The organism is Duganella sp. Root336D2, assembly GCF_001425005.1.
Taxonomy (GTDB): domain Bacteria; phylum Pseudomonadota; class Gammaproteobacteria; order Burkholderiales; family Burkholderiaceae_D; genus Rugamonas.
This window is the reverse complement of record NZ_LMDB01000001.1, coordinates 90,631-115,015: the sequence shown is the minus strand read 5'-3', so window position 1 is coordinate 115,015 and position 24,385 is coordinate 90,631. Positions and strand designations below refer to the sequence as shown.

The 24,385-nt window shown below is 62.7% G+C and carries 28 protein-coding genes; 23 read left to right on the top strand and 5 right to left on the bottom strand.

Annotated features, from left to right (window positions below; translation table 11 throughout):
- The first annotated feature begins 287 nt into the window (after positions 1-287).
- The 4 genes from ASD07_RS00450 to ASD07_RS00435 all read left to right on the top strand — a co-directional run bounded on the left by ASD07_RS00450 (position 288) and on the right by ASD07_RS00435 (position 4,534).
- Positions 288-1,889 (top strand): ABC-F family ATPase, encoded by a 1,602-nt coding sequence (locus tag ASD07_RS00450; RefSeq protein ID WP_055923569.1) that lies wholly within the window; start codon positions 288-290, stop codon positions 1,887-1,889.
- The gene (gene nadA, locus ASD07_RS00445; RefSeq protein WP_055923565.1) at positions 1,890-3,029 is read left to right on the top strand and encodes a quinolinate synthase NadA; all 1,140 of its coding nucleotides are present in this window, start codon (positions 1,890-1,892) and stop codon (positions 3,027-3,029) included.
- Entirely contained in the window at positions 3,026-3,892 is an 867-nt protein-coding gene (gene nadC, locus ASD07_RS00440) for a carboxylating nicotinate-nucleotide diphosphorylase (RefSeq protein WP_055923562.1), read from the top strand. The genes nadA and nadC overlap by 4 nt, the downstream gene beginning before the upstream one ends.
- A gap of 135 nt (positions 3,893-4,027) precedes the next feature.
- On the top strand, positions 4,028-4,534 hold the full coding sequence (locus ASD07_RS00435) for a hypothetical protein (protein WP_055923559.1): 507 nt from the start codon (positions 4,028-4,030) through the stop codon (positions 4,532-4,534).
- A gap of 49 nt (positions 4,535-4,583) precedes the next feature.
- On the opposite strand, the gene ASD07_RS00430 is transcribed toward ASD07_RS00435, so the two are convergent.
- Complete coding sequence (locus tag ASD07_RS00430; protein ID WP_055923556.1) at positions 4,584-6,287, bottom strand: MFS transporter; 1,704 nt, start codon at positions 6,285-6,287, stop codon at positions 4,584-4,586.
- Between the two features lie 185 nt (positions 6,288-6,472).
- Here ASD07_RS00430 and ASD07_RS00425 point away from each other — a divergent pair, with 185 nt between their 5' ends.
- The 8 genes from ASD07_RS00425 to ASD07_RS00390 are packed head-to-tail and all read left to right on the top strand — an operon-like array spanning position 6,473 to position 13,187.
- Positions 6,473-7,651, top strand: a complete 1,179-nt coding sequence (locus ASD07_RS00425; protein WP_055923553.1) for an acetyl-CoA C-acyltransferase — start codon at positions 6,473-6,475, stop codon at positions 7,649-7,651.
- Positions 7,651-9,474, top strand: a complete 1,824-nt coding sequence (locus ASD07_RS00420; RefSeq protein ID WP_055923550.1) for an acyl-CoA dehydrogenase — start codon at positions 7,651-7,653, stop codon at positions 9,472-9,474. Before ASD07_RS00425 ends, ASD07_RS00420 begins: the two co-directional genes overlap by 1 nt.
- A 10-nt stretch (positions 9,475-9,484) precedes the next feature.
- The gene (locus ASD07_RS00415) at positions 9,485-9,787 is read left to right on the top strand and encodes a Dabb family protein (RefSeq protein ID WP_055923546.1); all 303 of its coding nucleotides are present in this window, start codon (positions 9,485-9,487) and stop codon (positions 9,785-9,787) included.
- A 10-nt stretch (positions 9,788-9,797) separates the two neighbouring features.
- Positions 9,798-10,583 (top strand): SDR family oxidoreductase, encoded by a 786-nt coding sequence (locus ASD07_RS00410; RefSeq protein ID WP_055923543.1) that lies wholly within the window; start codon positions 9,798-9,800, stop codon positions 10,581-10,583.
- A gap of 9 nt (positions 10,584-10,592) precedes the next feature.
- Positions 10,593-11,591 (top strand): NADP-dependent oxidoreductase, encoded by a 999-nt coding sequence (locus ASD07_RS00405; protein WP_055923539.1) that lies wholly within the window; start codon positions 10,593-10,595, stop codon positions 11,589-11,591.
- Positions 11,588-12,484, top strand: coding sequence for an SDR family oxidoreductase (locus tag ASD07_RS00400; protein WP_055923536.1), 897 nt, complete (start codon positions 11,588-11,590; stop codon positions 12,482-12,484). Before ASD07_RS00405 ends, ASD07_RS00400 begins: the two co-directional genes overlap by 4 nt.
- A gap of 13 nt (positions 12,485-12,497) precedes the next feature.
- A complete protein-coding gene (locus ASD07_RS00395; RefSeq protein ID WP_055925144.1) occupies positions 12,498-12,920 on the top strand; it encodes a GNAT family N-acetyltransferase in 423 nt (140 codons plus the stop codon).
- A 9-nt stretch (positions 12,921-12,929) separates the two neighbouring features.
- Positions 12,930-13,187, top strand: coding sequence for a hypothetical protein (locus ASD07_RS00390; RefSeq protein ID WP_055923533.1), 258 nt, complete (start codon positions 12,930-12,932; stop codon positions 13,185-13,187).
- Here ASD07_RS00390 and ASD07_RS00385 read toward each other — a convergent pair.
- The 3 genes from ASD07_RS00385 to ASD07_RS00375 are packed head-to-tail and all read right to left on the bottom strand — an operon-like array spanning position 13,184 to position 15,293.
- Positions 13,184-14,002, bottom strand: coding sequence for an NRDE family protein (locus tag ASD07_RS00385; RefSeq protein WP_055923531.1), 819 nt, complete (start codon positions 14,000-14,002; stop codon positions 13,184-13,186). The two genes, ASD07_RS00390 and ASD07_RS00385, sit on opposite strands and share 4 nt — an antisense overlap.
- Positions 13,993-14,283: a DUF4936 family protein gene (locus tag ASD07_RS00380; RefSeq protein ID WP_055923529.1), complete on the bottom strand. Its 291-nt coding sequence runs from the start codon at positions 14,281-14,283 to the stop codon at positions 13,993-13,995. Before ASD07_RS00380 ends, ASD07_RS00385 begins: the two co-directional genes overlap by 10 nt.
- Before the next feature lie 2 nt (positions 14,284-14,285).
- Positions 14,286-15,293 (bottom strand): folate-binding protein YgfZ, encoded by a 1,008-nt coding sequence (locus ASD07_RS00375; protein ID WP_055923525.1) that lies wholly within the window; start codon positions 15,291-15,293, stop codon positions 14,286-14,288.
- Positions 15,294-15,436: 143 nt separating this feature from the next.
- Between ASD07_RS00375 and mltG the strand changes: the two genes are divergently transcribed.
- The 5 genes from mltG to ASD07_RS00350 are packed head-to-tail and all read left to right on the top strand — an operon-like array spanning position 15,437 to position 18,972.
- Complete coding sequence (gene mltG, locus ASD07_RS00370; protein ID WP_055925141.1) at positions 15,437-16,426, top strand: endolytic transglycosylase MltG; 990 nt, start codon at positions 15,437-15,439, stop codon at positions 16,424-16,426.
- Positions 16,427-17,041 (top strand): dTMP kinase, encoded by a 615-nt coding sequence (gene tmk, locus ASD07_RS00365; RefSeq protein ID WP_055923521.1) that lies wholly within the window; start codon positions 16,427-16,429, stop codon positions 17,039-17,041.
- Positions 17,038-18,057, top strand: a complete 1,020-nt coding sequence (locus tag ASD07_RS00360) for a DNA polymerase III subunit delta' (protein ID WP_055923518.1) — start codon at positions 17,038-17,040, stop codon at positions 18,055-18,057. Before tmk ends, ASD07_RS00360 begins: the two co-directional genes overlap by 4 nt.
- Positions 18,058-18,069: 12 nt before the next feature.
- Positions 18,070-18,447, top strand: coding sequence for a PilZ domain-containing protein (locus tag ASD07_RS00355; RefSeq protein WP_055923515.1), 378 nt, complete (start codon positions 18,070-18,072; stop codon positions 18,445-18,447).
- Positions 18,448-18,450: 3 nt separating this feature from the next.
- The gene (locus tag ASD07_RS00350) at positions 18,451-18,972 is read left to right on the top strand and encodes a GNAT family N-acetyltransferase (protein ID WP_055923513.1); all 522 of its coding nucleotides are present in this window, start codon (positions 18,451-18,453) and stop codon (positions 18,970-18,972) included.
- A 27-nt stretch (positions 18,973-18,999) separates the two neighbouring features.
- On the opposite strand, the gene ASD07_RS00345 is transcribed toward ASD07_RS00350, so the two are convergent.
- Positions 19,000-19,704 (bottom strand): hypothetical protein, encoded by a 705-nt coding sequence (locus tag ASD07_RS00345; protein WP_055923510.1) that lies wholly within the window; start codon positions 19,702-19,704, stop codon positions 19,000-19,002.
- Positions 19,705-19,815: 111 nt separating this feature from the next.
- Between ASD07_RS00345 and ASD07_RS00340 the strand changes: the two genes are divergently transcribed.
- From ASD07_RS00340 to ASD07_RS00315, 6 genes are all read left to right on the top strand, one after another.
- Positions 19,816-20,595, top strand: a complete 780-nt coding sequence (locus tag ASD07_RS00340; RefSeq protein ID WP_055923508.1) for a TatD family hydrolase — start codon at positions 19,816-19,818, stop codon at positions 20,593-20,595.
- Positions 20,595-21,281 carry an ankyrin repeat domain-containing protein gene (locus tag ASD07_RS00335; RefSeq protein ID WP_055923505.1) on the top strand — a complete coding sequence of 229 codons (687 nt, stop codon included), beginning with the start codon at positions 20,595-20,597 and terminating at the stop codon, positions 21,279-21,281. Before ASD07_RS00340 ends, ASD07_RS00335 begins: the two co-directional genes overlap by 1 nt.
- 94 nt (positions 21,282-21,375) lie before the next feature.
- Positions 21,376-22,287: a methyltransferase domain-containing protein gene (locus ASD07_RS00330; protein ID WP_055925138.1), complete on the top strand. Its 912-nt coding sequence runs from the start codon at positions 21,376-21,378 to the stop codon at positions 22,285-22,287.
- Between the two features lie 108 nt (positions 22,288-22,395).
- On the top strand, positions 22,396-22,593 hold the full coding sequence (locus ASD07_RS00325) for a hypothetical protein (RefSeq protein WP_055923502.1): 198 nt from the start codon (positions 22,396-22,398) through the stop codon (positions 22,591-22,593).
- 244 nt (positions 22,594-22,837) lie between these two features.
- On the top strand, positions 22,838-23,455 hold the full coding sequence (locus tag ASD07_RS00320; RefSeq protein ID WP_055923499.1) for a 2-dehydro-3-deoxy-6-phosphogalactonate aldolase: 618 nt from the start codon (positions 22,838-22,840) through the stop codon (positions 23,453-23,455).
- Positions 23,452-24,378, top strand: a complete 927-nt coding sequence (locus ASD07_RS00315) for an aldose epimerase family protein (RefSeq protein WP_055923496.1) — start codon at positions 23,452-23,454, stop codon at positions 24,376-24,378. Before ASD07_RS00320 ends, ASD07_RS00315 begins: the two co-directional genes overlap by 4 nt.
- Positions 24,379-24,385 lie beyond the last annotated feature (7 nt).

Genomic DNA, 24,385 nt, shown 5'->3' with positions numbered 1-24,385 from the left:
TGGACGACCATCTGGGTCCGCTTTCCAAATGACAATGAATGGCAGCCGGCGATGTTCCTGCGCAAGAAAGTAAGGAAATTTAAGAGCGAATAAGAGTAAATAAGAGAAAACAAGAGTGGTCAAGAGCGTTTAAGAGTTTTCCGCGAAATCGGAAAGAGGCACTATCCCGTAGCGTCTCGTGATGTTTTTGATGATTATTTTGCATCACCACCGAGGGCCGCTCCTATGCGTCCCTATGGTGGGCGGGGTATAATGCCCGATTCGCTTTTACCCACATTTATTCCAGCATGCTTTCTACCGCTAACATCACCATGCAGTTCGGCGCCAAGCCGCTGTTCGAGAACATTTCCGTCAAGTTTGGCGACGGTAACCGCTACGGCCTGATCGGAGCGAACGGCTGCGGCAAGTCGACCTTCATGAAAATCCTCGGTGGCGACCTCGAACCGTCTGCCGGCAATGTGAGCCTGGACGCCAACGAGCGCCTCGGCAAGCTGCGCCAGGACCAGTTCGCGTACGAAGAAAAGCGCGTGCTGGACGTGGTCATGATGGGCCACACCGAGATGTGGGAAGCGATGTCCAAGCGCGACGCCATCTACGCCAACCCGGAAGCGACCGACGACGACTACATGGAAGCGGCCGAACTGGAAGGCAAGGTCGCCGAATACGACGGCTACACCGCCGAAGCGCGCGCCGGCGAACTGCTGATGGGCGCCGGTATCGACATCAGCCTGCACCAGGGCCCGATGAGCGCCGTGGCGCCGGGCTGGAAGCTGCGCGTGCTGCTGGCGCAGGCCCTGTTCTCCAACCCGCACATCCTGCTGCTGGACGAACCGACCAATAACCTGGACATCGATACCATCCGCTGGCTGGAAGACACGCTGAACCAGCGCGATTCGACGATGATCATCATCTCCCACGATCGCCACTTCCTGAACCAGGTATGCACCCACGTGGCCGACATGGACTACGGCACGCTGAAGATCTATCCGGGCAATTACGACGAATACATGCTGGCCTCGACCCAGGCCCGCAACCAGCAATTGGCCAACAATGCCAAGGCCAAGGACAAGGTCGCCGAACTGCAGGACTTCGTGCGCCGCTTCTCGGCCAACAAATCCAAGGCGCGCCAGGCCACCTCGCGCGCCAAGATGATCGACAAGATCAAGATCGAGGACATCAAGCCATCCTCGCGCGCCTATCCCTTCGTGCGCTTCGACGGCGAGAAAAAGCTGCACCGCCTGGCGGTGGAGACCCAGGGCATCTCGAAAACCTATGACCGCACCCTGTTCAAGAACGTCGACCTGGCAGTGGAAGCGGGCGAGCGCATTGCCATCATCGGCGCCAACGGCGCCGGCAAGACCACCATGCTGCGCTGCATCGGCGGCGCAGAGATCACCGGCCTGAATGCTGATACCGGCCTGGTGAAATGGGCGGAAAACGCCAACGTCGGCTACATGCCGCAGGATCCGACCGAGGAATTCGCCAGCGACATCAACCTGACCGACTGGATGGGTCAGTGGACCAAGGAAGGCGACGACGACCAGGCTGTGCGCTCATCGCTGGGCCGCCTGCTGTTCGGCGGCGACGAAGTCAAGAAATCGGTCAAGGTCCTGTCGGGTGGTGAAAAAGGCCGTATGATGTATGGCAAGCTGATGCTGGGCCGCCACAATGTCCTGCTCCTGGACGAGCCGACCAACCACATGGACATGGAATCGATCGAGTCGCTCAACATCGCCCTGGAAAAGTACGCCGGCACCCTGATCTTCGTGTCGCACGACCGCGAGTTCGTTTCCTCGCTGGCCACCCGCATCATCGAGATCAAGGAAAAAGAAGTCGTGGACTTCCGCGGCGGCTATGAAGACTACCTGAAGAGCCAAGGCATCGAGTAAATGAACGCAACCGTTGTACCGATCAAGACTGTCGAATTCGAGAAGCCAGTCGAAGGCGGCAGCTGCGTGGCCCATGCGTGGGCCCGCACCCCGGCACCTGTGCCGGCCAACGAGAAAATCCTGCTGAAGGAACGCATCAAGACCCTGCTGCGCGAGCGTAACGCCGTGCTGGTGGCCCATTACTACGTGGACGCCGACCTGCAGGACCTGGCCGAGGAAACCGGCGGCTGCGTCTCCGATTCGCTGGAAATGGCGCGCTTCGGGCGCGACCATCCGGCCAAGACCCTGGTGGTGGCCGGCGTCAAGTTCATGGGCGAGACGTCCAAGATACTGAGCCCGGAAAAGACCGTGCTGATGCCGGACCTGGACGCCACCTGCTCGCTGGACCTGGGCTGCCCGCCGGAAGACTTCATCGCTTTCTGCGACCAGCACCCGGACCGCACCGTGGTGGTGTATGCCAACACCAGCGCCGCCGTGAAAGCGCGCGCCGACTGGATGGTCACCTCGTCGATCGGCCTGGATATCGTCAAGCACCTGCACGAGCAGGGCAAGAAAATCCTGTGGGCACCGGACAAGCACCTGGGCGGCTACATCCAGAAACAGACCGGCGCCGACATGCTGCTGTGGCAGGGTTCCTGCCTGGTGCACGACGAATTCAAGGGCGTCGAGCTGGACCTCCTGAAGGCCGAGCACCCGAACGCCAAAGTGCTGGTGCACCCTGAGTCGCCGGCCGGCGTGGTCGAGCAGGCCGACGTGGTGGGCTCCACTTCGCAGCTGATCGCTGCCGCAGTCAGCCTGCCAGCTACCGAATTTATCGTCGCCACCGACAACGGCATCCTGCACAAAATGCGCATGGCCGCACCGGGCAAGAGCTTCATCGAAGCGCCAACTGCCGGCAATAGCGCCACCTGCAAGAGCTGCGCGCACTGCCCGTGGATGGCGATGAACGGCCTGCGCAACCTGGCAGACGTGCTGGAAAACATGGACAACGAAATCCACGTTGACCCTGAAATCGGCAGGCTGGCGCAGCGCTCGATCAACCGCATGCTCGATTTCGCGGCTGCCAAGAAAGCCAAAATCGCCCCAGGCGCAGACCTGGCGAAAGAAGCGCAACTGTTCCAAGGTATCGGTCCTGCATGAGCACTCTGAAAAATAAATTCGCACCGTTCGACGATGCATTGGCGGGCGCGTATGAACGCAACCTGCTGGCAGCCCTGATGGAAGATATCGGCACCGGCGACCTGACCGGCAAGCTGGTGCCGGAAGAGGGCCGTGCCACCGCGCGCGTAATCGTGCGCGAAGAGGCCGTGCTGTGCGGCGCGCCATGGTTTGAGGGCGTGATGGAAGCGCTGGATCCCGCAATCGGGATCGAATGGCATTATGCGGAAGGCGACCTGATGGCCGCTGATTCCCCGGTCTGCACCATTGTCGGCCCGGCGCGCGCAATCCTGACGGCCGAACGCTCGGCGCTGAACTTCATGCAGCTGATGTCGGGCGTGGCCACCGCGACCCGTCGCTATGTCGACGTGATCGCCGGCACCACGGCAGCCATCCTCGACACGCGCAAGACGGTTCCAGGCATGCGCCTGGCACAGAAGTATGCGGTACGCGTGGGCGGCGGCCAGAACCAGCGCCTGGCGCTGTATGACGGTATCCTGATCAAGGAAAACCATATCGCGGCCGCAGGCGGCATTACCGCCGCCCTGGCAGCGGCCAAGCGCCTCGACGCGAAAGTCAGCATCCAGGTCGAAGTGGAAACCCTGGAGCAGCTGGAAGAAGCCTTGAGCGCCGGCGCAGTCTCCATCCTGCTCGACAACTTCGACCTCGACATGATGCGGGCCGCCGTGCAGCTGAACGGCGGCCGCGCGCTGCTGGAAGCCTCCGGCGGCGTCAACTTCGACACCGTGCGCGCCATTGCCGAAACCGGCGTGCACCGCATCTCCATCGGCGCCCTGACCAAAGACATCAAGGCCACCGACTTCTCCCTGCGTATCATCGGCTAAGCCACGATGCGCGGCTGTTGCGCGCGGGTCAAAGTGACAAAGAGTGAGTTTCTGCGGCGGTTTGTGGCGTAAAGTTTTCGCTGGAGCCGCCGCTCCGGCGTCTCCAATACCCCCAACTGTTCTGGAGGAGACGCCATGTCAGAACTATTGCACATCAGTACCACGCTGGCCAAGATCATCGCCCGCATCAATCCCAAAGTGTGGGAAGTGATCGGCGGCGGGCCGCTCGGCAAGAAGTATCACTATGCTTCCCAGTATGCCGAGCCGGACCCGGTGCCGTGGCTGGAAGCTTCGCAGCTTGCCGCTGTCAGCCTGGCCCAGCGGCAGGTCGATGCGGCAGCCGCACTATTGACCCAGGGCGGCGACACCAAAGGCTTCCTGAAAGCCACGCTGGATGACTGGTGCGGCACCGTGCCACGTCCGCCGCTGAACTGGCCCGGCCACGGCCCACGCCCACCACGTCCACCACGCCAGGATGAACTGGAAGACTACACGCTGCCCATGGCGGGTGGCCTGGCATTTGTCGCACTGAGCGAAACGATCGGCAATGAAGGATTTGCCAAGCAGATCGCTGAACTGGGCGGCAACATCATTGACCGCACCGCCACCTATGCACTGGAGCATGCCGAAAAGCGGCGTTGAAAGAAAAAAGCCGCCCGGGCAGGGCGGCTTCTGGCACAGGCAGGGCCGTTCAGTCTTGCGCGTAGATGTTGTTGTCCTTGGTCTCACGGATGCATACCGCGCCGATCACCAGGGTCGCCAGCGCAATCACGATCGGATACCACAGGCCGTAGTAAATGTCGCCCTTGAACGCCACCAGCGCGAAGGCGGTGGTTGGCAGCAGGCCGCCGAACCAGCCGTTACCGATATGGTAGGGCAGCGACATCGAGGTGTAGCGGATACGGGTCGGGAACATTTCCACCAGCATCGCTGCAATCGGACCGTAGACCATGGTCACGTAAATCACCAGCACCCACAGGATCAGCACCATCATCGGCTTGTTGATCTGCGCCGGGTCGGCCTTGGCTGGATAGCCGGCTGCTTTCACGGTATCGCCAACTTCCTTCTTCAGGGCCTTTTCCTTGTCTTTCGACGCGGCGTCGAAGTTCAGGCCATCGGCCGTCATGCTCGCGTTGAACGATTGCACTTCCTTGTCGCCCACCTTGATCGTGGCCACACTGCCGGCAGGCGCGTCCTGGCGGGTGTAAGCCACCGACGCCTTGGACAGCATCGACGTCGCGATATCGCAGGACGAAGGGAATTTCTTTTCGCCGGTCGCATTGAACTGGAAATGGCACGAAGCAGGATCAGCCACGACCACCACCGGCGAATTCTTGATCGCAGCTTCCAGTTGCGGGTTGCCGTAGTGGGTCAGGGCGCCGAACAGCGGGAAGTAGGTGGCCGCCGCAATCAGGCAGCCGCCCAGGATGATCCACTTGCGGCCGATCTTGTCGGACAGGCTGCCGAAGAAGATGAAGAACGGCGTTGCCAGGACCAGTGCAATCGCGATCAGGATGTTCGCAGTGGCGATGTCCATCTTCAGCGTCTGGATCATGAAGAACAGTGCGTAGAACTGGCCGGTGTACCACACCACTGCCTGGCCCATGGTCAGGCCGATCAGCGCGAAGATCACGATCTTCAGGTTCTTCCATTGGCCGAATGCTTCGCTCAGGGGCGCTTTCGAGGTCTTGCCTTCAGCCTTCATCTTGGCGAAGGCAGGCGACTCGTTCATCGACAGGCGGATCCATACCGAGATGCCCAGCAGTGCTACAGACACCAGGAATGGAATGCGCCAGCCCCAGGATTCAAACTCTTCCAGCGGCATCGACTGGCGCACGCCCAGGATCACCAGCAGCGACAGGAAGAAGCCGAGCGTGGCGGTGGTCTGGATCCAGGCCGTGAACAGGCCGCGCTTGCCATGCGGCGCGTGTTCAGCCACATAGGTTGCTGCGCCGCCGTACTCGCCGCCCAGCGCCAGGCCTTGCAGCAGGCGCAGTGCCACCAGGATAATCGGCGCTGCAATGCCGATCGTGGCATAGCCGGGCAGCAAACCCACGATGAAGGTGGACAAGCCCATGATCAGGATGGTGACCAGGAAGGTGTACTTGCGGCCGATCATATCGCCCAGGCGGCCGAACACGATGGCGCCGAACGGGCGCACAATGAAGCCGGCGGCAAAGGCCAGCAGCGCGAAAATGAAGGAGGTGGTCGGGTCGCCGACGAAGAACTGCTTGGCGATGATCGATGCCAGCGAACCGTAAAGATAAAAGTCGTACCATTCAAACACGGTACCGAGCGAAGAGGCGAAGATGACCTTCTTCTCTTCCTTGGTCATCGGTGCGGCTTTGCCGCTGCCGACGCTCCGCCCGTCGGCGGTGCCAGAACTAATTGCCATTTTGCTTGTCTCCAGTTGTGTTGTGTGTATTTCAAATGCTTCAACGGCAGGATGGAGTCTGGACCTGGTTCCTTACGTCATGCTTGCTTGAAACTTACACAAAACTTACAAGGCAAACAATTTAGCGAACGACCGTGCTAAAGCTATGCTATGCTGGTTCGAAACAATTCACCCAGGAGACCTTCATGACCGACGCCGTCATCGTTTCAACCGCCCGCACCGGCCTCGCCAAATCGTGGAAAGGGGCCTTCAACATGACCCATGGCGCCGCGCTTGGCGGCCACGTGCTGCAAGCTGCGATTGCCCGCGCCGGCATCGAGGCGGGCGAACTGGAAGACGTGATCATGGGCTGCGCCAACCCTGAAGGCGCCACCGGCGGCAACATCGCGCGCCAGATCGCGCTGCGCGGCGGCGCTCCGGTCACGGTGCCCGGCATGACCATCAACCGTTTCTGTTCGTCCGGCTTGCAGACCATCGCCACCGCCGCCCAGCGCGTGCTGGCCGGCGAGGGCGATATCTTCGCCGCCGGCGGCGTCGAGTCGATCTCCTGCGTACAGCAGGAGATGAACATGCACATGTACAAGGACGTGTGGCTGAACGAGCACAAGCCCGCGATCTACCTGCCGATGCTGCAGACCGCTGAAATCGTGGCAGCGCGCTACGGCATTACGAAGGAACGCCAGGACGAATATGGCGTGCAGAGCCAGCAGCGTGCCGCAGCGGCGCAGGCGGCAGGGCGTTTTGACGCCGAGATCGTGCCGATGACCGTGACCATGGGAGTGGCCGACAAGTCGAGCGGCATGCTCGGCACGCGCGAAGTCACCATCGCGGCCGATGAAGGGATTCGCGCCGACACGACCATCGAAGCGGTGCGCGGCATCCGTACCGCCGTGCCGGGCGGCGTGATCACGGCCGGTAACGCGAGCCAGTTCTCCGATGGTGCCTCTTGCGCCATCGTCATGAGCGACCGCAGCGCCGCCGCCAAAGGCCTGCAGCCGCTTGGCATCTTCCGCGGCTTTGCGGTGGCGGGCTGTGAACCGGACGAAATGGGCATCGGCCCCGTGTTCGCCGTGCCGAAGCTGCTCAAGCGCGCCGGCCTCAAGGTCGACGATATCGGCCTATGGGAATTGAATGAAGCCTTTGCCGTGCAGGTGCTGTACTGTGCCGAAAAGCTGGGGATCCCGCTGGACCGTCTGAACGTGGACGGCGGCGCCATCGCCGTCGGCCATCCTTACGGCGTGTCCGGTGCGCGTATGGTCGGCCATGCGCTGAGCGAAGGCAAACGCCGCGGCGTGAAGTACGTGGTGGTCACCATGTGCATCGGTGGCGGCCAGGGTGCGGCAGGCCTGTTCGAGGTGGTGTGATGACGTCCCGGCTGCTGAATCGCCGCGATGTTGAATTCATGCTGTATGACTGGCTCGACGCAGAAGCACTGGCCAAGCGTCCGCGCTTTGCCGACCATAGCCGCGAGACCTTTACCGCTGCACTCGACACCGCCGAACAGATTGCAGGCGAGCTGTTCGCGCCGCACAACAAGCTGAGCGACCAGCAGGAACCGCAGTTCGACGGCGAGCGCGTCAGGGTGATTCCGGAAGTGAAACGGGCGCTGGATGCCTTTTCCGCAGCCGGCCTGATGGCTGCCGGCCAGGATTACGCGCTGGGCGGCATGCAATTGCCGCTGACGGTGGAGAAGGCGATTACGGCATACTTCACGGCGGCCAATATGGCCACGTCCAGCTATGCCTTCCTGACCATCGGCAATGCCAACACGCTGCTCAAATGCGCCTCCAGCGCGCAGGTCGAACACTTCGTGCGGCCCATGCTGGAGGGACGCTGGTTCGGCACCATGTGCCTGAGCGAGCCGCAGGCCGGCTCCAGCCTTTCCGACATCACGACGCGCGCCGAGCCCGATCCCGGCGCCGCCGGCCAGTATCGGCTGGCCGGCAACAAGATGTGGATTTCGGGCGGCGAACACGAGCTGGCGGAGAACATCATCCACCTGGTGCTGGCCAAGATCCCGGGCCCGGACGGCAAGCTGCCGCCGGGTGTGAAAGGCATCTCGCTGTTCATCGTGCCCAAGATCCTCGACAATGGCGAGCGCAACGACATCGCACTGGCGGGCTTGAACCATAAGATGGGCAACCGCGGAACCACCAACTGCCTGCTGAATTTTGGCGAAGGGCGCCAGCAGCCGGGCGGGCGCAGCGGCGCCATCGGCTATCTGGTCGGCCGCGAGGGCCAGGGCCTGTTCAATATGTTCCATATGATGAACGAAGCCCGTATCGGCGTCGGCCTGGCCGCGGCAGTACTGGGCTACACGGGCTACCTGCACGCGCTGGATTATGCCCGCGAGCGCCCGCAAGGACGCCATCCTGCCGCCAAGGACCCCTCCTCGCCGCAGCTCCCGATCATCGCCCACACCGATGTGCGGCGCATGCTGCTGGCGCAAAAGGCCTACGTGGAGGGTGCGCTGGGCCTGTGCCTGTACAGCGCCCGGCTGGTCGACGACGAGCACACCGGGGAAACGCCGGAGGTCCGCCAGCGCGGCGGGCGCCTGCTGGAATTCCTGACGCCGATCACCAAGTCCTGGCCTTCGCAATGGGGGCTGGAAGCGAACAACCTGGCAATCCAGGTTCATGGCGGCTACGGCTATACGCGCGAGTACAACGTCGAACAGTTCTACCGCGACAATCGCCTGAACCAGATCCACGAAGGCACGCATGGCATCCACGGCCTGGACCTGCTGGGCCGCAAAGCCAGCATCCATGACGGCGCCTTGCTCAAGACCATGTCCGGGGAAATCCGCGCCACTGTGCACAGCGCCCGCAGCCAAGGCCGCGGCGCCGATGCCGGGCAGCTGGCCGCCTACGCCGGCGCGTTGGACGCCGCCTGGCGCCGGGTTGAACAAGTCACGCAGGCCCTGTATGCTGCCCCCGACCTTAACCAGACCCTGGCCAACGCCACGGTCTACCTGGAGGCGGTCGGGCATGTGGTGGTGGCCTGGATCTGGCTGCAGCAAGCCATGGCGGCCGTCGCCACTCTGCCGGAAGACGACAGCTTCCGCTGCGGCAAACTGCAGGCCTGCCGCTATTTTTACCAATGGGAGCTGCCCAAGGTCCAGCCGCAACTGGATTTGCTGGCCGCACTCGACACCACCACGCTCGACATGCAGGACGCGTGGTTCTGAGGATGAACGAATGATCAAGCACATCGTCATGTGGAAACTGAAAGAGCACGCAGAAGGCGCCGACCGCGCCGCCAATGCGGCGAAAATGAAGGAGCAGTTGCTAGCCTGCGCCGGCATCGTCCCCGGCATCGTGAAACTGGAAGTGGGCATCGCTGAGCCAGGCCTGGAAGCAAGCTACGACGTGGTGCTGTACTCCGAATTCGAAAGCAAAGAAGCGCTCGACGCTTACCAGTCGCACCCGCAACACCAGGCACTTAAACCATTCTTCAGTGCTGTGCGCGACGCGCGCCAGTGCATGGATTATTCAATATAAGGACTCGAACATGCGAACTACCCAGCAACTCTTCGACCTCAAAGGCAAAACCGCTTTGGTGACCGGCGGCTCGCGCGGCCTGGGCCTGCAAATGGCGCTGGCGCTCGGTGAGCTGGGCGCCCGGGTGGTGCTCACCTCGCGCAAGCAGGCCGAGCTGGACGATGCCGTTGCCGTATTGACGGAGCACGGGGTCGAAGCCTTCGCTATCGCCGCCGACCTGGGTAAGGAAGCATCGATCGACCCGCTGGTGGATGCGGCACTGGACGCGCTGGGCGGCCATATCGACATCCTGGTCAACAACGCAGGCGCCACCTGGGGCGCACCGGCTGAAGATTATCCGCTGGAAGCCTGGGACAAGGTGATGAACCTGAACGTGCGCAGCATCTTCCTGCTTTCGCAGGCAGTCGGCAAGCGCTCCATGATTCCGCGCCGCTCGGGCAGGATTATCAATATCGCATCGATCGCCGGGCTGGCCGGCAATGGCCCCGGCACCATGAAGACCGTCGCTTACAATACGTCCAAGGCGGCTTTGATCAACTTCACCCGCACCCTGGCAGGCGAATGGGGCGAGTTCGGCATCAACGTCAATGCGCTGGCGCCGGGCTTCTTCCCGTCCAAGCTCAGCGCAGGCGTCATCAAGGCCATGGGTGAAGACAAGCTGGCAGCGGCAGCACCGCTGCAGCGCCTGGGCGGCGACGAGGACCTGAAAGGCGCGGTGGCGCTGTTCGCCTCCGACGCCGGCCGGCACATTACCGGCCAGGTCCTGGCAGTGGATGGCGGGGTCTCGGCAGTCTAAGGAGTTTGAATGACTAAGTATCATCGTATCGTGCTGGCCTCGCGCCCGCGCGGCGCCGTCGTGCCGGAGAACTTCCGGCTTGAAGAAGTGGCAGTACCGGCGCTGGCCGAGGGCCAGCTCCTGGTGCGCAACCATTACCTGTCGCTGGACCCGTACATGCGCGGCCGCATGAGCGAAGCGAAAAGCTACGCCGCGCCGCAGGCGCTGGAGCAGACCATGATCGGCGGCACCGTCGGCGAAGTGGTCGAATCGCGCAACGCCCATTTCGCGGCCGGCGATTTCGTGGCCGGCATGTTCGGTTGGGCCGAGATGGGAGTGTCCGACGGCAGCGAGCTGCGCAAGGTCGACACCAGCGTGATCCCCGCTTCGGCCCACCTGGGCGTGGTCGGCATGCCGGGCATGACCGCCTGGTATGGCATGCATGAAATCCTGCGTCCAAAGCTGGGGGAAACGGTGGTGGTTTCCGCCGCCAGCGGCGCGGTCGGCAGCGCCGTCGGGCAGCTCGCCAAACTGGCGGGCTGCCGCGCGGTCGGCATTGCCGGCGGCAAGGCCAAGTGCGACTACGTGGTCAACGAACTTGGTTTCGACGCCTGCGTCGACTACAAGGCCGGCAACCTGAAGGCCGACCTGGCCGCCGCCACGCCGGGCGGCATTGACGCCATCTTCGAAAATGTCGGCGGCGAAGTGTTCGACACCGCGCTGGGCCGCACCAATGCCTTTGCCCGCGTCGCACTGTGCGGCCTGCTGGCCGGCTATACCGGCGCTGAAATCCCGATCCGCAACGCCAAGAAGCTGCTATTGAGCCGCATCACGCTGCGCGGCTTTATCGTCACCGAGCATATGGATATGTGGCCCCAGGGCCTGTCCGAAATGGGCAGGCTGGTCGCAGCCGGCAAGCTCAGATACCGTGAAACTGTTTCCCAGGGCCTGGCTTCGGCGCCGGAAGCCCTTATCGGCCTGCTGCAGGGCCACAACTTCGGCAAACAACTTGTGAAACTCACTCCATGAAAAACTTCCAAGGCAAGGTCGCAGTAATCACCGGGGGCGCGAGTGGCTTTGGCCGCGAATTTGCGCTCAAAGCCCATTCGCTCGGCATGAAGCTGGTGCTGGCCGATGTGCAGCAGGACGCGCTCGACACCACCGCAGCGCAATTGCGCGGGCAGGGCGCGCAGCTTGCGGCTGTGCGCTGCGACGTGCGCAAATCGGACGAAGTGCAGGCCTTGGCCGATGCGGCGATGCGTGAATTCGGCGCGGTGCATCTTGTCTTCAACAACGCAGGCGTCGGCTTCGGCGGCCTGTTGTGGGAAGCAAGCGAAGCGGATTGGGACTGGGTGATGGGGGTGAATGTTTCCGGCGTGATCCACGGCGTGCGCATTTTCACGCCGCTGATGCTGGAATGCGCCAGGCGCGACCCGGATTATGAAGGCCACATCGTCAACACGTCCTCCATGGCCGGCGTACTTTGCCCGCCGGTGATGGGAGTCTATAACGTATCCAAGCATGCGGTGGTGGCGCTCACCGAGACCCTGTACCACGACTTGTCGCTGGTCGATGCGCCGATTGGCGCCTCCGTCCTGTGCCCGTTTTTCGTCCCGACCGGGATCCACCAGTCGCACCGTAACCGTCCCGGCGATACACCCATGGAAGGCAAGCCAACTGCCAGCCAGCTGGCGGCGCAGTCCATGGTGAGCAAGGCTGTGACCTCGGGCAAAGTATCGGCGCACGATGTGGCGGAACTGACTTTCGCGGCCATTGCCGGCGACAAGTTCTACATCTTCACCCATCCGCAAGCGCTGGACGGCGTAGCGCAGCGGGCGCGCGACATGGTGGCGCAGAACAACCCGGCCGATCCTTACCAGGCGACGCCGCAGGTTCGCGACGCCCTGCGCGCGATGTTGTGAGAGAATGCGCGGCATGACGACAACACTCCGCTTTGGCGATTGGGCTGCCATGCAGGCCGATGCAAAACCGATCCGCATGGAAGTCTTCGTGCAGGAACAGAACGTTCCTGCCGACCTCGAAATGGACGACAGGGATGTCGCCTGCCTGCATGCGGTGGCTTACGATGCTGACGGCAAGCCGCTCGGCACCGGCCGCCTGCTGCCTGACGGCCACATTGGCCGCATGGCGGTGCTGAGTAGCGCGCGCGGCGCAGGCGTCGGCGGCGCCATCCTCAAAGGCCTGATGCAAAGGGCCCGCGAGCGCGGCGACCAGAAGGTTGTCCTCAGCGCCCAGACCCATGCGGCGGAGTTCTACCTGGCCCACGGCTTCGCCATGGCGGGTGATGTCTTCCACGAAGCGGGCATTCCCCACATCGAAATGCACTACGAATTCTAGGAGTTGAAAATGAAACGTTCGATCATCGCGCTTGGAGTTTGCGCAGTGTTTGGCGCGGGCTTCCTCGCCGGTTCCATCAGCCCGATCCAGGTCGCGCAGGCCCAGGTGGGCAGCGTGGGCATGCAATGGCCGGCCGCCGCCGCGGCGCCGGCCACGGCCAACGGCCCGACCCATTTCTACGCCATCGACACCGGCACCCGCACCCTGATTTCCTGCTCCCGCCAGGGCAAGGAAAAGCCTTCCTGCGTGCGCGAGCAGCTCCCTTAACGGATCTGGAGTTCGTGCAGTTCCGCCGGGGCGTCCGCGTACAGCTTGACGACGGTGGAGCTGCGTGTGCCGTAATTCGGCGATTCGATCTTCACGGCTGACAGCAGCCGTTCCAGTTCCAGCGGGACGCCGGTTTCCGGCAGGCGCATGTCCGGCGCACGGGTGGTGTCGGACAGCATCTCGAAGTAGGCGTCTTCGGGCGCGCCGAGGCAAAGCAGGCTGGCAAATTGCGCCTTGGTCTTCAGCACTTTCGGCCAGGCCGAGTCGAGCAGGGCGTTCGACAGGCCATAAATCCCCGGCTCCAGCGGCCTGCCGTTGCGCGGGTCGTGCGCTCCCTTGTTCGAATACCAGACCAGTTCCTTGCCGTCGCACAGGACCAGGTTGAAGCCGTTATATTCCCCGGCGCCCGCTGCGATCTGCGCTACATACTCCCGCGCCGTCATGGCGCCGGCCAGGAAGCCGGCCACCAGCTGCCCGCGCGATGGCGCCAGCGGGTTGTGCTCCTGCGGATTGCGCACATTGGTGATCGCAGCAAAGCGCGAGGGCCCGCCCGCAATTGTGCCGGCGCCGGCCGCCGGGGTGTCGCCGCCGCCGCAGTCTGCCCGCGGCATTGATTGCGGCGCGCTTGCCGCCCCGTGCCGCGTGATGCCCATCCAGCTCCCGCCGGCCTTGAGGTCGCGTCCAGCGTAGATATGCGGCGCGTCCGGCCATGGCGCAGCCGGCGTGGTATCACGGTCATAGAATTCATCACGGTTGGCGGCCGCTATCAGCGGTACGCCAGGCACCACCTGCCAGGCGAAAACTATCAGGCACATGGCGGCAAATCCTCAAAGATTTCAACGTGGCGCGGCCCGGAGATCCAGCGCGCCAGCCCCGCTTCAGCCACGGCCGCATTGAGGGCAGCCAGGAACGGAAGGCCGGCCACCGCAGGATAAACCTCCATCCAGGTCTGCACGCCTTCCGGCGCCTCAGGGCGCCGCTTGAGCTGCGCCACCACGCCATGCGCCGCCGACAACGCCGCCTGCATGGCGAAAACTGCCCCCTGCAGGCCAGCCGCCTGGGCGGCCTGCACCTTGTAATACACGTAGATGTCCATGTTCAGACGTCGAGCTTATCCAGCGCGTAGGGCAGGGGCTTGAACTGCAAGGCCGGTCCGCTGGCAGAGCCAAAGCGCACGTCGCCAGTTTCCAGCGCTTCCAGCTTCATTTCCACCAGGGCATCGACCCCGCCCGCGCCATTGCGCGCGGCGTTGACCACCATGCCGCACGGTTGCTCCGGATCGGCCGGCGAAAAGACTTCAGAGCCTGGCGCTGCCGCGGCGTCGGCAATCGTAGCCAAAGCGGTACGGCGCTTCAGTTTGCCCAGGTATTGGCTGCGCGCCACGATTTCCTGGCCTGGATAGCAGCCTTTTTTGAAATTCACCCCGCCCAGCAGTTCGAAATTGACCATCTGCGGCACGAACTGCTCCTGCGTGCCCGGGCCCACCTGCGGTATGCCGGCATGGATCTCGGACAGGCGCCAGGCCTCGTTGCCGCCAACCAGCAGGCGGTCCTTCAGCATCGATGCCGCCATCGATGCGGTTTCAGCCGATGCCAGCCACAGGTAGCGCGGCGCGCCGAAAGCGTCGGCCACGCGCAGTACGGTACCCAGCGGATGATCGATCTTGCTGAACGGTTTGGCCGGCAGTACGTCGAACCAGGTCTGCAGCACCGCCTCGGCATCGCCGCCGCCAATGGCCAGCGTCACGTACTGCTCGGTCACGTCGGCTGGCTTGGTCTTGCTGCGCAGGATGAACATCTGCAAACGTTTCTGCACTGCCGGCTGGATGGCGCGCGGCAACTGCAGGAAGACCGAATCATCGCTCTTCCACATCAGGAAGGACGCCAGCATGCGCCCCTTGGGCGAGCAATAGCCGGCCAGGCGGACGTCGTCCAGGCCCAGGTGTTCGACGTCATTGGTCAACTGGTTATGCAGGAAACTGGCCGATTCTTCGCCGCTGAAGGCGATCAGGCCCTGGTCAGTCAGCGCGGCGACAAAACCGGTCGCGAGCTGGCTGGTGGTCAGGGATTCTTGTTCCTGTGTCAAAAGTTGATTCCAGTTATTCATAAAGTTCCGTATTCTGGCGATGAAAGCATTATTATTACGGCCTTCATTATAGTGATCCTGCGCAAATTGCGCCGGGGCTTGGAAAACGCTGTCGTCCAGGCTGGAACTGGTTCAAGATTGGATTATCGAACGGGCATTTGGAAATGGCGTTTATTAAGAAGTCGATCACACTGGTAATATTGGCCGCGGCCGGGGCCGTGGGCGGATTCGCCTGGTGGGCGGGCCAACCTGTCATTGGCCAGGAACCTGCCATTGAATTCACCATCAGCAAAGGCAGCGGCGCCAGTGCGGCCGGCCAGCAGATGGCCGCCGCCGGGGTGCCGATCCAGCCCCTGATGTTCAACCTGCTGGCACGCGTGACCGGCAAGAGCGGACAGCTAAAAGCTGGCACGTACGAGCTGAAGCCTGGCACGACCCCAATGCGCCTGATCGACCAGCTGGTGCGCGGTGAATTCGCCCAGGAATCGCTGACAATCATCGAAGGCTGGACCTTCCGCCAGATGCGCCAGGCGATCGCCGCGCATACCGGCCTGAAGCACGATACCGCCGAGTTGAGCGACCGCGAACTGATGGCGCGCATCAATCCTGATTTCAAGGATCCGGAAGGCCTGTTCTTCCCCGATACTTATCTGTTTGCCAAAAATTCAAGCGAGCTGGCCATTTTCCGCCAATCGCACAGCATGCTGATGAAGCGCTTGGACGAGGCCTGGGAAAAGCGCGATTCCGGCTTGCCCTACAAGACCCCGTACGAGGCGCTGACCATGGCTTCCATCGTGGAAAAGGAAACCGGCCAGAAGTCCGAACGCAATATGATTGCGGCTGTATTCGTCAATCGCCTCAAGCTGGGCATGCTGCTGCAGACCGACCCGACCGTAATTTACGGCATCGGGCCCAAGTTCGACGGCAATATCCGCAAGAAGGACCTGGAGACCGACACCCCCTACAATACGTATATGCGGGTCGGCCTGCCACCGACCCCGATTTCGCTGCCGGGCGTGGGCTCGCTGACGGCGGCGCTGGCCCCGGCCAAGTCCGGCGCGCTGTATTTTGTGGCGCGCGGCAATGGCACCAGCCAGTTCTCCGATAACCTGACCGACCACAACCGGGCGGTCAACCAGTACCAAAAACAATAAATGACACAACGCGGTAAATTCATTACTTTCGAAGGCATCGACGGTGCCGGCAAGTCGACCCATATCCAGTTCGTCGGCGAGCTGGTCAAGGCACGCGGCCTGGAACTGGTCAGTTCGCGCGAACCGGGCGGCACCCCGCTCGGGGAAAAGCTGCGCGAACTGTGGCTGCACGAAGCCATGCACGTCGAAACCGAGACCTTGCTGGTATTTGCCAGCCGCCGCGAACATGTGGCGCAAGTCATCGAGCCCGGCCTGGCACGCGGCGCCTGGGTTATTTCCGACCGGTTTACCGATGCCAGTTTCGCCTACCAGGGCGGCGGCCGCGGCCTGGAGCGCGAAAAACTGGAAATCCTGGCGCACTGGGTGCACCCGAACCTGGAACCGGACCTGACTATCCTGTTCGACGTGCCGCTGGAAGTGGCGCGCGCGCGCCTGGATGCAACGCGCGACCTCGACCGCTTTGAACGTGAGAAGGCTGATTTCTTCATGGCTACCCGCGCCGAATACCTGCGCCGCGCCGCTGAAGCGCCGCATCGCTTCCGCGTCATCGATTCCACCCGCAGCATTGCCGACATCCAGGACGAGCTGGCCAAGATTATTGGAGCGCTTGCTTGAGCGGCAACGTCTATCCGTGGCAGCAAGGCGCCTGGCAGCAGCTGCAGCAGCTGCGCCAGAGGATGCCGCACGCCATCCTGTTCCACGGCGCCAACGGCATCGGCAAGGCGGCCTTCATCGAGCAGTTCGCCCAGTCGCTGCTGTGTGAAAACGCCCGTCCGGACGGCCATGCCTGCGGCGAATGCCCGAGCTGCGGCTGGTTCCAGCAGCACAGCCACCCGGACTACCGCCGCGTGCGGCCGGAGATTTTTGAAGATGAGGCAGGCGAGGGCGAGGAAGGCGAGGACAAGAAGGCGGCCAAGAAAGCGCCCTCCAAGGAAATCAAGATCGAGCAGATCCGCGCCCTGGCCGATTTCATGAATATTTCCACCCACCGCCAGGGCTTGCGCGTGGTGGTGCTGTATCCGGCTGAAGCGCTGAACATGCCGGCCTCGAACGCCTTGCTGAAAACGCTGGAAGAACCGCCGCCTGGCACCGTGTTCCTGCTCTCCTCCAACGGGCTGGACCGCGTGCTGCCGACCATCCTGTCGCGCTGCCGCAAGTTTGCCATGCCGATGCCGTCCTACGCTGAAGCGCTGGCCTGGCTCAGGGAGCAGGGCGTGCCGGACGCCGACAGCTGGCTGCGCGAGCAGGGCGGTTCGCCGCTGGCCGCCGTGGCTGCCTCAGAAACCGGCAATCGCGAAGAATTGGACGCATTCCTGCAGTACCTGGCCCATCCCAGCGTGGAAGGCGCCTTGAAAACTGCCGACAAATTGCAGAAAGTGCCACTTACTTCCTTGGTTTCGTGGCAACAACGCTGGCTTTACGACCTGTTTTCGTACAAACTTGCAGGTAACATCCGTTATTATCCCCGGTACCAGCGTGAGCTGGCCGGACTGGCGGACAAGGTGAACATCAGCCGCCTGATGGGAGCGCTCAAGGGCGCCAACGAACGGCGCGCGACGTCCGACCATCCGCTGTCGCCGAAACTGTTTATTGAAGATATGCTTCTTGACTACACTGCTTGCTGTAGCTGAAGAAAGGAAAAAATGAGCGCAAGCCCTAACGATCCAGGCACCGCGGCTGTCAACCGGCCGACGGTGTTGTCCCTCGCAATCAAGGAAAAGGCGGCCCTGTATGCGGCCTATATGCCTTTCCTGAAGCATGGCGGCATGTTCGTGCCGACCCAGAAGCCGTACAAGATTGGCGATGAAATTTATCTGCTGCTGACGCTGATGGACGACCCGGCCAAATACGCGATTGCCGGCAAGGTGGTCTGGATCACGCCGCCCGGTGCGGCCAACAACAAGACGCAAGGTATCGGCGTGCATTTCCCAGACGACGAGACAGGTACCCGTACCCGCCTGCGTATCGAAGAAATCCTGGGCGCTGCGCTGCGCTCGTCCCGGGCCACCCACACGCTTTAACGAATGACGAAGTTGCGCCACTCGAATTTTCGCCACCGTCTTGCCACGCTCGGCGACCTGCCCGCCATTGTCGCGATCTACAACAGCACCATTGCCTCCCGTGAGGTGACTGCCGATACCGAGCCGGTGTCGGTCGCATCGCGCCTGGCGTGGTTCAACGAGCACCAGCCGGAACGGCGGCCTTTGTGGGTGATCGAAGAGGGCGGCAGGGATGGCATTATCGGCTGGATTTCGTACTCGAACTTCTACGGCCGCCCGGCCTATTCGGGCACCGCGGAAGTCTCGATCTACATCGATGAAACCTGGCGCGGAAAGGGTGTTGGCCGCTACGCGCTGCAGGAGGCGATTGATTTTGCGCCGCAGGTGAACGTGCACACCGTGCTCGGCTTCATCTTCGGGCACAACAAAGCTTCGTTGGCGCTGTTTGAAAAATTCGGTTTCGAGACCTGGGCCAAATTGCCGCGCGTCGCCAATCTCGACGGCATTGAGCGCGACCTGGTCATCCTCGGCAAGCGTGTTGCGTGACTTAGAGTGCGGCAAGGCTCGGGCCCATTAAAAGGTCCCCGTCAGTCGGGCAATGATGCCCAGCACCAGTGCCAGGATTGAGAGCAAGGCGCTGAACGTCCACCGGAATCCGCGCTGCATCTCCTGGCGTAGTTCCTTGATTGATTCCGCCCGTGCAGCGCGTTCCTCGCTCGAACCGCGTTCCATGCCGGACCGGTGCTCTGCATAAGTGGCGCGCTCCTCAGCGCGTGCAGCTCGCTCTGCCGCGAAGCCCGCTTCCATCGCCTTTCGATGCTCAATGAAACCTGCTTCCATGGCGGACCGGCTCTCTGCGCGAGCGGCTCGCTCTTCCGCGAAGCCTGTTTCCATGGCGGTCCGCAGCTCAGCGCGAGCGGCACGTTCCTCCGCGAAGCCTGCTTCCATGGCGGTCCGCAGCTCGGCGCGAGCGGCTCGCTCCTCCGCGAAGCCTGCCTCGATTGCGGAGCGCTGCTCAGCGCGCGCAGTACGCTCTGCCGCGAAGCCTGCTTCCATCGCTTTTCGATGCTCGGTGAAGCCTGCCTCCATGGCCTTTCGATGCTCGACGAAGCCTGCGTCCATGTGGCCACGCAACTCGGCCATAGCAGTTCGCTGTTCAATGAAGCCGCGTTCCATGGTCGCCCGCAGCTCGGCCTGTCCCTGAAGTAGTGATCTTTGCCCTTCTTTCAATGCTGCAATTTCGGATTCCGCTTTTGACATGCGTTCCTCGATGTCCATGGTGCCTCCATTGAGCTGTTTGGGCTTCTGTGGCGCGGCCAAGTTGGTTTGGTGTTGGCATTGGACTGCCGGGATCAGGAAAAGTTCCGCAGTTTTCGATAGAATGCCGGAATGTTTATCGATTCCCATTGCCATATTGACTTCCCGGAACTGTCTGCCCGGATGCCAGAAATCCTCGCCAAGATGGCGGAAAACAAGGTCAGCCACGCACTATGCGTTTCGGTCGACTTGCCCGATTTTCCGCGCGTGCTGGCGCTGGCGGAGCAGTATCCGCACATTTACGCTTCCGTCGGCGTCCACCCTGACTACGAGGACACACCTGAGCCCAGCGTTGAACAGCTCGTGGAGCTGGCCAGGCACCCGAAAATCGTCGCTATCGGCGAAACCGGCCTTGACTACTACCGCTTGCAAGGCGACCTGGAATGGCAGCGCGAACGATTCCGCACCCATATCCGTGCCTCGCGCGAGTCGCGCAAGCCCCTGATCATCCACACCCGTTCCGCCTCGGAAGACACGATCCGCATCATGCGCGAGGAAGGCGCCGGCACCGGCAATGGTGGCGTGGCCGGCGTCATGCACTGCTTTACCGAGTCGCTCGACGTTGCGCGCGCCTCGATGGAGCAGGGCTTCTATATTTCCTTCTCCGGCATCGTCACCTTCAAGAGCGCAAAGGAGCTGCAGGCCGTGGCGCTGGAAGTGCCGCTGGAACGCATGCTGATCGAGACCGATTCGCCCTACCTGGCGCCGGTACCGTACCGTGGCAGGATGAACGAGCCGGGCTATGTGGCCCACGTGGCGGAATTCATCGCCAGGCTGAAGGGCGTGCCGCTGGAAAAGGTGGCCGAACAGACCTCGGCCAACTTCTTCGAACTCTTCAAGGCAGCCGCCTGATGGGCGGCCGCCGCTCGGTATTGGTCCTCCTGGCCGGGGCCGCGCTGGCGATGCTCACCGGGCCGGCCGGCGCCAGCCCGGCAGCCGGCGAAACCGAGGCTGAAGCCGACAAAGTCTCGTTCTTCCGCGCCGTCCAGATCAACGATGACCGCACCGTCAAAGCGGTGCTCGCGCGTGGCCTGGACCCGAACCTGCATGACCCGGAGCGCGCTGAAACCGGCCTGATACTCGCCCTGCGCTACGACGCGATGCGGGTCGTCAAGGTGCTGCTCAGCCATCCGAAGCTGAATGTCGACGAGCAAGCCTCCAATGGCAATACCGCTCTGTTAATGGCGGCTTTCCAAAAGAACAAGCCTGCCGTGCTGGCATTGCTGGAAAAAGGCGCACAAATCAACCGTCCCGGCTGGACCGCCCTGCATTACGCCGCCGCCGCCGGCGACCTGGACATCATGAAGCTGCTGCTCGAGCGCCACGCCGCCATCGACGCCACGTCGCCGACCGGCACCACGCCCCTGATGCTGGCCGCCCGCGAAGGGCAGGAAGACGCTGTCCAGTTGCTGCTGGAAGAGGGCGCCAACGCCACCCTGAAAGACCGTGCCTGGGGCGAGAATGCCGCCGAATTTGCTGTTCGCGCCCAAAAACCGTGGATAGCGGAACAGATCCGCAAGCACCTCAGCCGCAAATAAGGCGGTATTTCCCTTTCATATCGTGCAAATGGCCAAGCGTGCTTGGGGCGACAATCCTATTGTCGAAAACCCACCGCGCACCCGCGCCACTGCCATGCTGAACGAACGCGAAATCGAAAGCTGCTACCTGGGCCAGTTCATCCCTGTGCATTACCATCACAATATGCTGATGGATGCCAACCGCATGCACAACTTCAAGGCGGCCATCGATTTCGTGGTCAAGCCTGGCATGAAGGTATTGGAACTCGGCGGCGGCACTGGCGTGCTGTCCTTCTTCGCCGCGCAGAAGGCAGGCAAGGTGTATTGCGTGGAGTTCAACCCGGATATGGTGCAGGAAGCGCGCAAATTCCTGGCCATCAACAAGAACGGCGAGCGGGTCGAAGTAGTGCATGCCGACGCCTTCGAGTACCTGCCGCCGGAACCGGTCGACCTCGTGATCTGCGAAATGATCCACGTCGCCATGCTGCGCGAGAAGCAGGTGGAAGTCATCGAACACTTCAAGCAGCGTTACCTGGAGCGTTTTGGCGGCCCGCTGCCCATTTTCATGCCGGAAGCGGTCCTGATGGCGGTGCAGCCGGTACAGCAGGAATACGATTTCGATGGCTTCATTGCCCCGATCGTGCAATTCCAGCAGCCGGGCCAGATCCAGAATGGGACGGTAGAGCTGTCGCAGCCCCAGGTCTATTCCCTGATCGACTTCACCCAGCCCAACGACATGCTGTATCGCTGGGAAGGCCAGTTTACCGCCGAGCGCGACGGCCAGCTCAACGCACTGCGCTTCATCACCAAGAACATCCTGGCCGTGGTGCCGGAGCGTAACAGCACCATCGACTGGCTGAACCACTACATGACCTTGCCGCTTGCGGAGCCAGTCCAGTTGCGCGCCGGGGAAACGCTGCAGGTAAGCTTTGCGTATCGCGCCGGCGGCCAGATCCAGTCCCTGCAAGCCAATATGCGCGCCGTGCTGCTGCGGGACACGGCAGCTTTGCCGGCCTTTGCAGCTTGATCCCGGTTTTTCGCGATCTGTCGGCCTAAACTGCAACTGGTCGCATGACCGTTGTCCGGGCCGGACGTCCGCTATACAGTTGCCTCAACTTCAATCGGAGGTACTGGGATGTTCGGCTTCATCTTATGGCTGTTGTTGTTGTTCCTGTGCTGGCCATTGGCCTTGCTCGCCCTGGTCCTGTATCCCATCGTCTGGCTCCTGCTGCTGCCATTCCGCCTGCTCGGCATTGGCGTTGATGCGGTGTTCGGACTGCTGCGCGCCATCGTGATGCTGCCGGCCCGGGTGCTGGGCGGTGCACCGCGATAGTTTTTCCAGCGCGTATCGTAAGCACGCCGCGCCAGCCGCGCTGCTACGATGGCCCATCGAACAACAACGGGCCCGGCACTGGCGGCGCCAGCCGCCATTTCTCTACCGGTGCTGCACCTGATCGCGTCGCAGGAGCCGGGCGCGCCATACCGCGAAGTTGCGTAAATGCTCGGCTATGGGACCGGGTTGATCGATCCGACCAAGTATATTACGCGGCGCTGGCGCGCTTCATGGAGGCGATCTGATGAGCCCAATCGACCAATTCCAGCCACCGCTGATGGCGATCCTGCGCGGGTTAACGGAAGCGGAGGCCCCCGCTGTTGCGGCAGCCCTGTTCTACAGCGGATTCCGGCTGCTGGAGGTGCCGCTGAACCGTCCGGGTGCGCTGGAGTGCATCCGGCTGCTGGATAGCATCAAACCAAGTGATGCCCTGGTCGGCGGCGGCACCATGACGTCCGTTGCCCAGGTAGACGCGGTGCACGCTGCCGGCGGCCGCATCATGGTCGCGCCCAATTTTGACCCGGCGGTCGTGGCACGCGCACGCGAGCTGGGAATGCTGACCATGCCAGGCGTAGCCACCCCGACCGAAGCGCTGGCGGCACTGGCAGCCGGTGCTGACGCGATCAAATGGTTTCCGGCTGAGACGCTGGGGCCGATCGGCCTGCGTACCGTGAAGACGGTGTTGCCGCCCTCGGCAAGGGTATGGCCGGTCGGTGGCGTGAGTGCGGGCAACTTGCATGAATGGTTGCGTGCAGGCGCCGATGGCTTCGGCATTGGCGGGCGCCTGTATGAGCCTGGCATCACCTTACCCGAACTGGAGTCCAGGGCAAGCGAACTGGTCGCCGCCTGGCGCGCCCGATGAAACCGCAGGTCGACAGCCGCCTGTTCGGAGAACTGGCCAATGGCGAACCGGTCATGGAATTTACGCTCGATAACGGGCAGGGGATGCTGCTGTCGGTCCTCGACTATGGCTGCATTATCCGCAGCTGGCGGGCGCTTGGCCGTCACGGCGCACCGGTGGATTTCGTGCTGGGCTTCGACACCTTGCTCGACTACGAGCGCGACACGGCCCGCTTCGGCGCGCTGGTCGGACGGCGTGGCTTGCACAAGCGCTGCTGGCAGGGGCGTGCCAGCAGCGATAATGAGGTGGCGCGCCTGACCCTGTGGCGCCTCAGCCGCGATGGCGATGAGGGCTATCCCGGCAACCTGCTGCTGATGGTGGCCTATGAGCTGAGTGTGGCCGGTGAGATGCGCTGCTGCTACCAGGCGCTATGCGACCAGCCCACGCCGGTGGCCATCAGCCAGCATAACTATTTCAACCTGGCCGGCGAGGGCACGACCCTCGGGCATGAACTGTGCATCGATGCCGCCCACTACCTGCGGCTCCGGCCGGACCCGTCGCTGGCTGGAGAATTGCGGGACGTTGCTGGTGGGCCTTTCGACTTCCGTCTCAAGCGCAGTGTCGGCGAAGGTTTGGCGCAGCCCGACCCGCAACTCGACCTGGCCGGCGGCTACGACCATGATTTCGTGCTGGCGGGCGGCGCCGGCCCGAAAGTTTGCCTGGCCGACCCGGGGTCCGGCCGCCAGATGGACATATATACCGATTGCCCAGGCTTGCACCTGTATAGCGGCAACCGGCTTGACGGTACGCTCGCGGGCAAAGGACGCGACTTCATCAGCCACGCCGGCTTGTGCCTGATGCCGCTGCATTTCACGGATACAATCTGCCACCCCGGCGCGCCCTACAGTGCCGGCACCCGCTATGTGATGGACCGCTGGCGCTGAGTGGCCT

Bases quoted from the DNA above. Each gene is read 5' to 3' on its own strand.
- ASD07_RS00450 (WP_055923569.1), top strand. From the start codon at position 288: ATGCTTTCTACCGCTAACATCACCATGCAGTTCGGCGCCAAGCCGCTG.
- nadA (WP_055923565.1), top strand. From the start codon at position 1,890: ATGAACGCAACCGTTGTACCGATCAAGACTGTCGAATTCGAGAAGCCA.
- nadC (WP_055923562.1), top strand. From the start codon at position 3,026: ATGAGCACTCTGAAAAATAAATTCGCACCGTTCGACGATGCATTGGCG.
- ASD07_RS00435 (WP_055923559.1), top strand. From the start codon at position 4,028: ATGTCAGAACTATTGCACATCAGTACCACGCTGGCCAAGATCATCGCC.
- ASD07_RS00430 (WP_055923556.1), bottom strand. From the start codon at position 6,287: ATGGCAATTAGTTCTGGCACCGCCGACGGGCGGAGCGTCGGCAGCGGC.
- ASD07_RS00425 (WP_055923553.1), top strand. From the start codon at position 6,473: ATGACCGACGCCGTCATCGTTTCAACCGCCCGCACCGGCCTCGCCAAA.
- ASD07_RS00420 (WP_055923550.1), top strand. From the start codon at position 7,651: ATGACGTCCCGGCTGCTGAATCGCCGCGATGTTGAATTCATGCTGTAT.
- ASD07_RS00415 (WP_055923546.1), top strand. From the start codon at position 9,485: ATGATCAAGCACATCGTCATGTGGAAACTGAAAGAGCACGCAGAAGGC.
- ASD07_RS00410 (WP_055923543.1), top strand. From the start codon at position 9,798: ATGCGAACTACCCAGCAACTCTTCGACCTCAAAGGCAAAACCGCTTTG.
- ASD07_RS00405 (WP_055923539.1), top strand. From the start codon at position 10,593: ATGACTAAGTATCATCGTATCGTGCTGGCCTCGCGCCCGCGCGGCGCC.
- ASD07_RS00400 (WP_055923536.1), top strand. From the start codon at position 11,588: ATGAAAAACTTCCAAGGCAAGGTCGCAGTAATCACCGGGGGCGCGAGT.
- ASD07_RS00395 (WP_055925144.1), top strand. From the start codon at position 12,498: ATGACGACAACACTCCGCTTTGGCGATTGGGCTGCCATGCAGGCCGAT.
- ASD07_RS00390 (WP_055923533.1), top strand. From the start codon at position 12,930: ATGAAACGTTCGATCATCGCGCTTGGAGTTTGCGCAGTGTTTGGCGCG.
- ASD07_RS00385 (WP_055923531.1), bottom strand. From the start codon at position 14,002: ATGTGCCTGATAGTTTTCGCCTGGCAGGTGGTGCCTGGCGTACCGCTG.
- ASD07_RS00380 (WP_055923529.1), bottom strand. From the start codon at position 14,283: ATGGACATCTACGTGTATTACAAGGTGCAGGCCGCCCAGGCGGCTGGC.
- ASD07_RS00375 (WP_055923525.1), bottom strand. From the start codon at position 15,293: ATGAATAACTGGAATCAACTTTTGACACAGGAACAAGAATCCCTGACC.
- mltG (WP_055925141.1), top strand. From the start codon at position 15,437: ATGGCGTTTATTAAGAAGTCGATCACACTGGTAATATTGGCCGCGGCC.
- tmk (WP_055923521.1), top strand. From the start codon at position 16,427: ATGACACAACGCGGTAAATTCATTACTTTCGAAGGCATCGACGGTGCC.
- ASD07_RS00355 (WP_055923515.1), top strand. From the start codon at position 18,070: ATGAGCGCAAGCCCTAACGATCCAGGCACCGCGGCTGTCAACCGGCCG.
- ASD07_RS00350 (WP_055923513.1), top strand. From the start codon at position 18,451: ATGACGAAGTTGCGCCACTCGAATTTTCGCCACCGTCTTGCCACGCTC.
- ASD07_RS00345 (WP_055923510.1), bottom strand. From the start codon at position 19,704: ATGGACATCGAGGAACGCATGTCAAAAGCGGAATCCGAAATTGCAGCA.
- ASD07_RS00340 (WP_055923508.1), top strand. From the start codon at position 19,816: ATGTTTATCGATTCCCATTGCCATATTGACTTCCCGGAACTGTCTGCC.
- ASD07_RS00335 (WP_055923505.1), top strand. From the start codon at position 20,595: ATGGGCGGCCGCCGCTCGGTATTGGTCCTCCTGGCCGGGGCCGCGCTG.
- ASD07_RS00330 (WP_055925138.1), top strand. From the start codon at position 21,376: ATGCTGAACGAACGCGAAATCGAAAGCTGCTACCTGGGCCAGTTCATC.
- ASD07_RS00325 (WP_055923502.1), top strand. From the start codon at position 22,396: ATGTTCGGCTTCATCTTATGGCTGTTGTTGTTGTTCCTGTGCTGGCCA.
- ASD07_RS00320 (WP_055923499.1), top strand. From the start codon at position 22,838: ATGAGCCCAATCGACCAATTCCAGCCACCGCTGATGGCGATCCTGCGC.
- ASD07_RS00315 (WP_055923496.1), top strand. From the start codon at position 23,452: ATGAAACCGCAGGTCGACAGCCGCCTGTTCGGAGAACTGGCCAATGGC.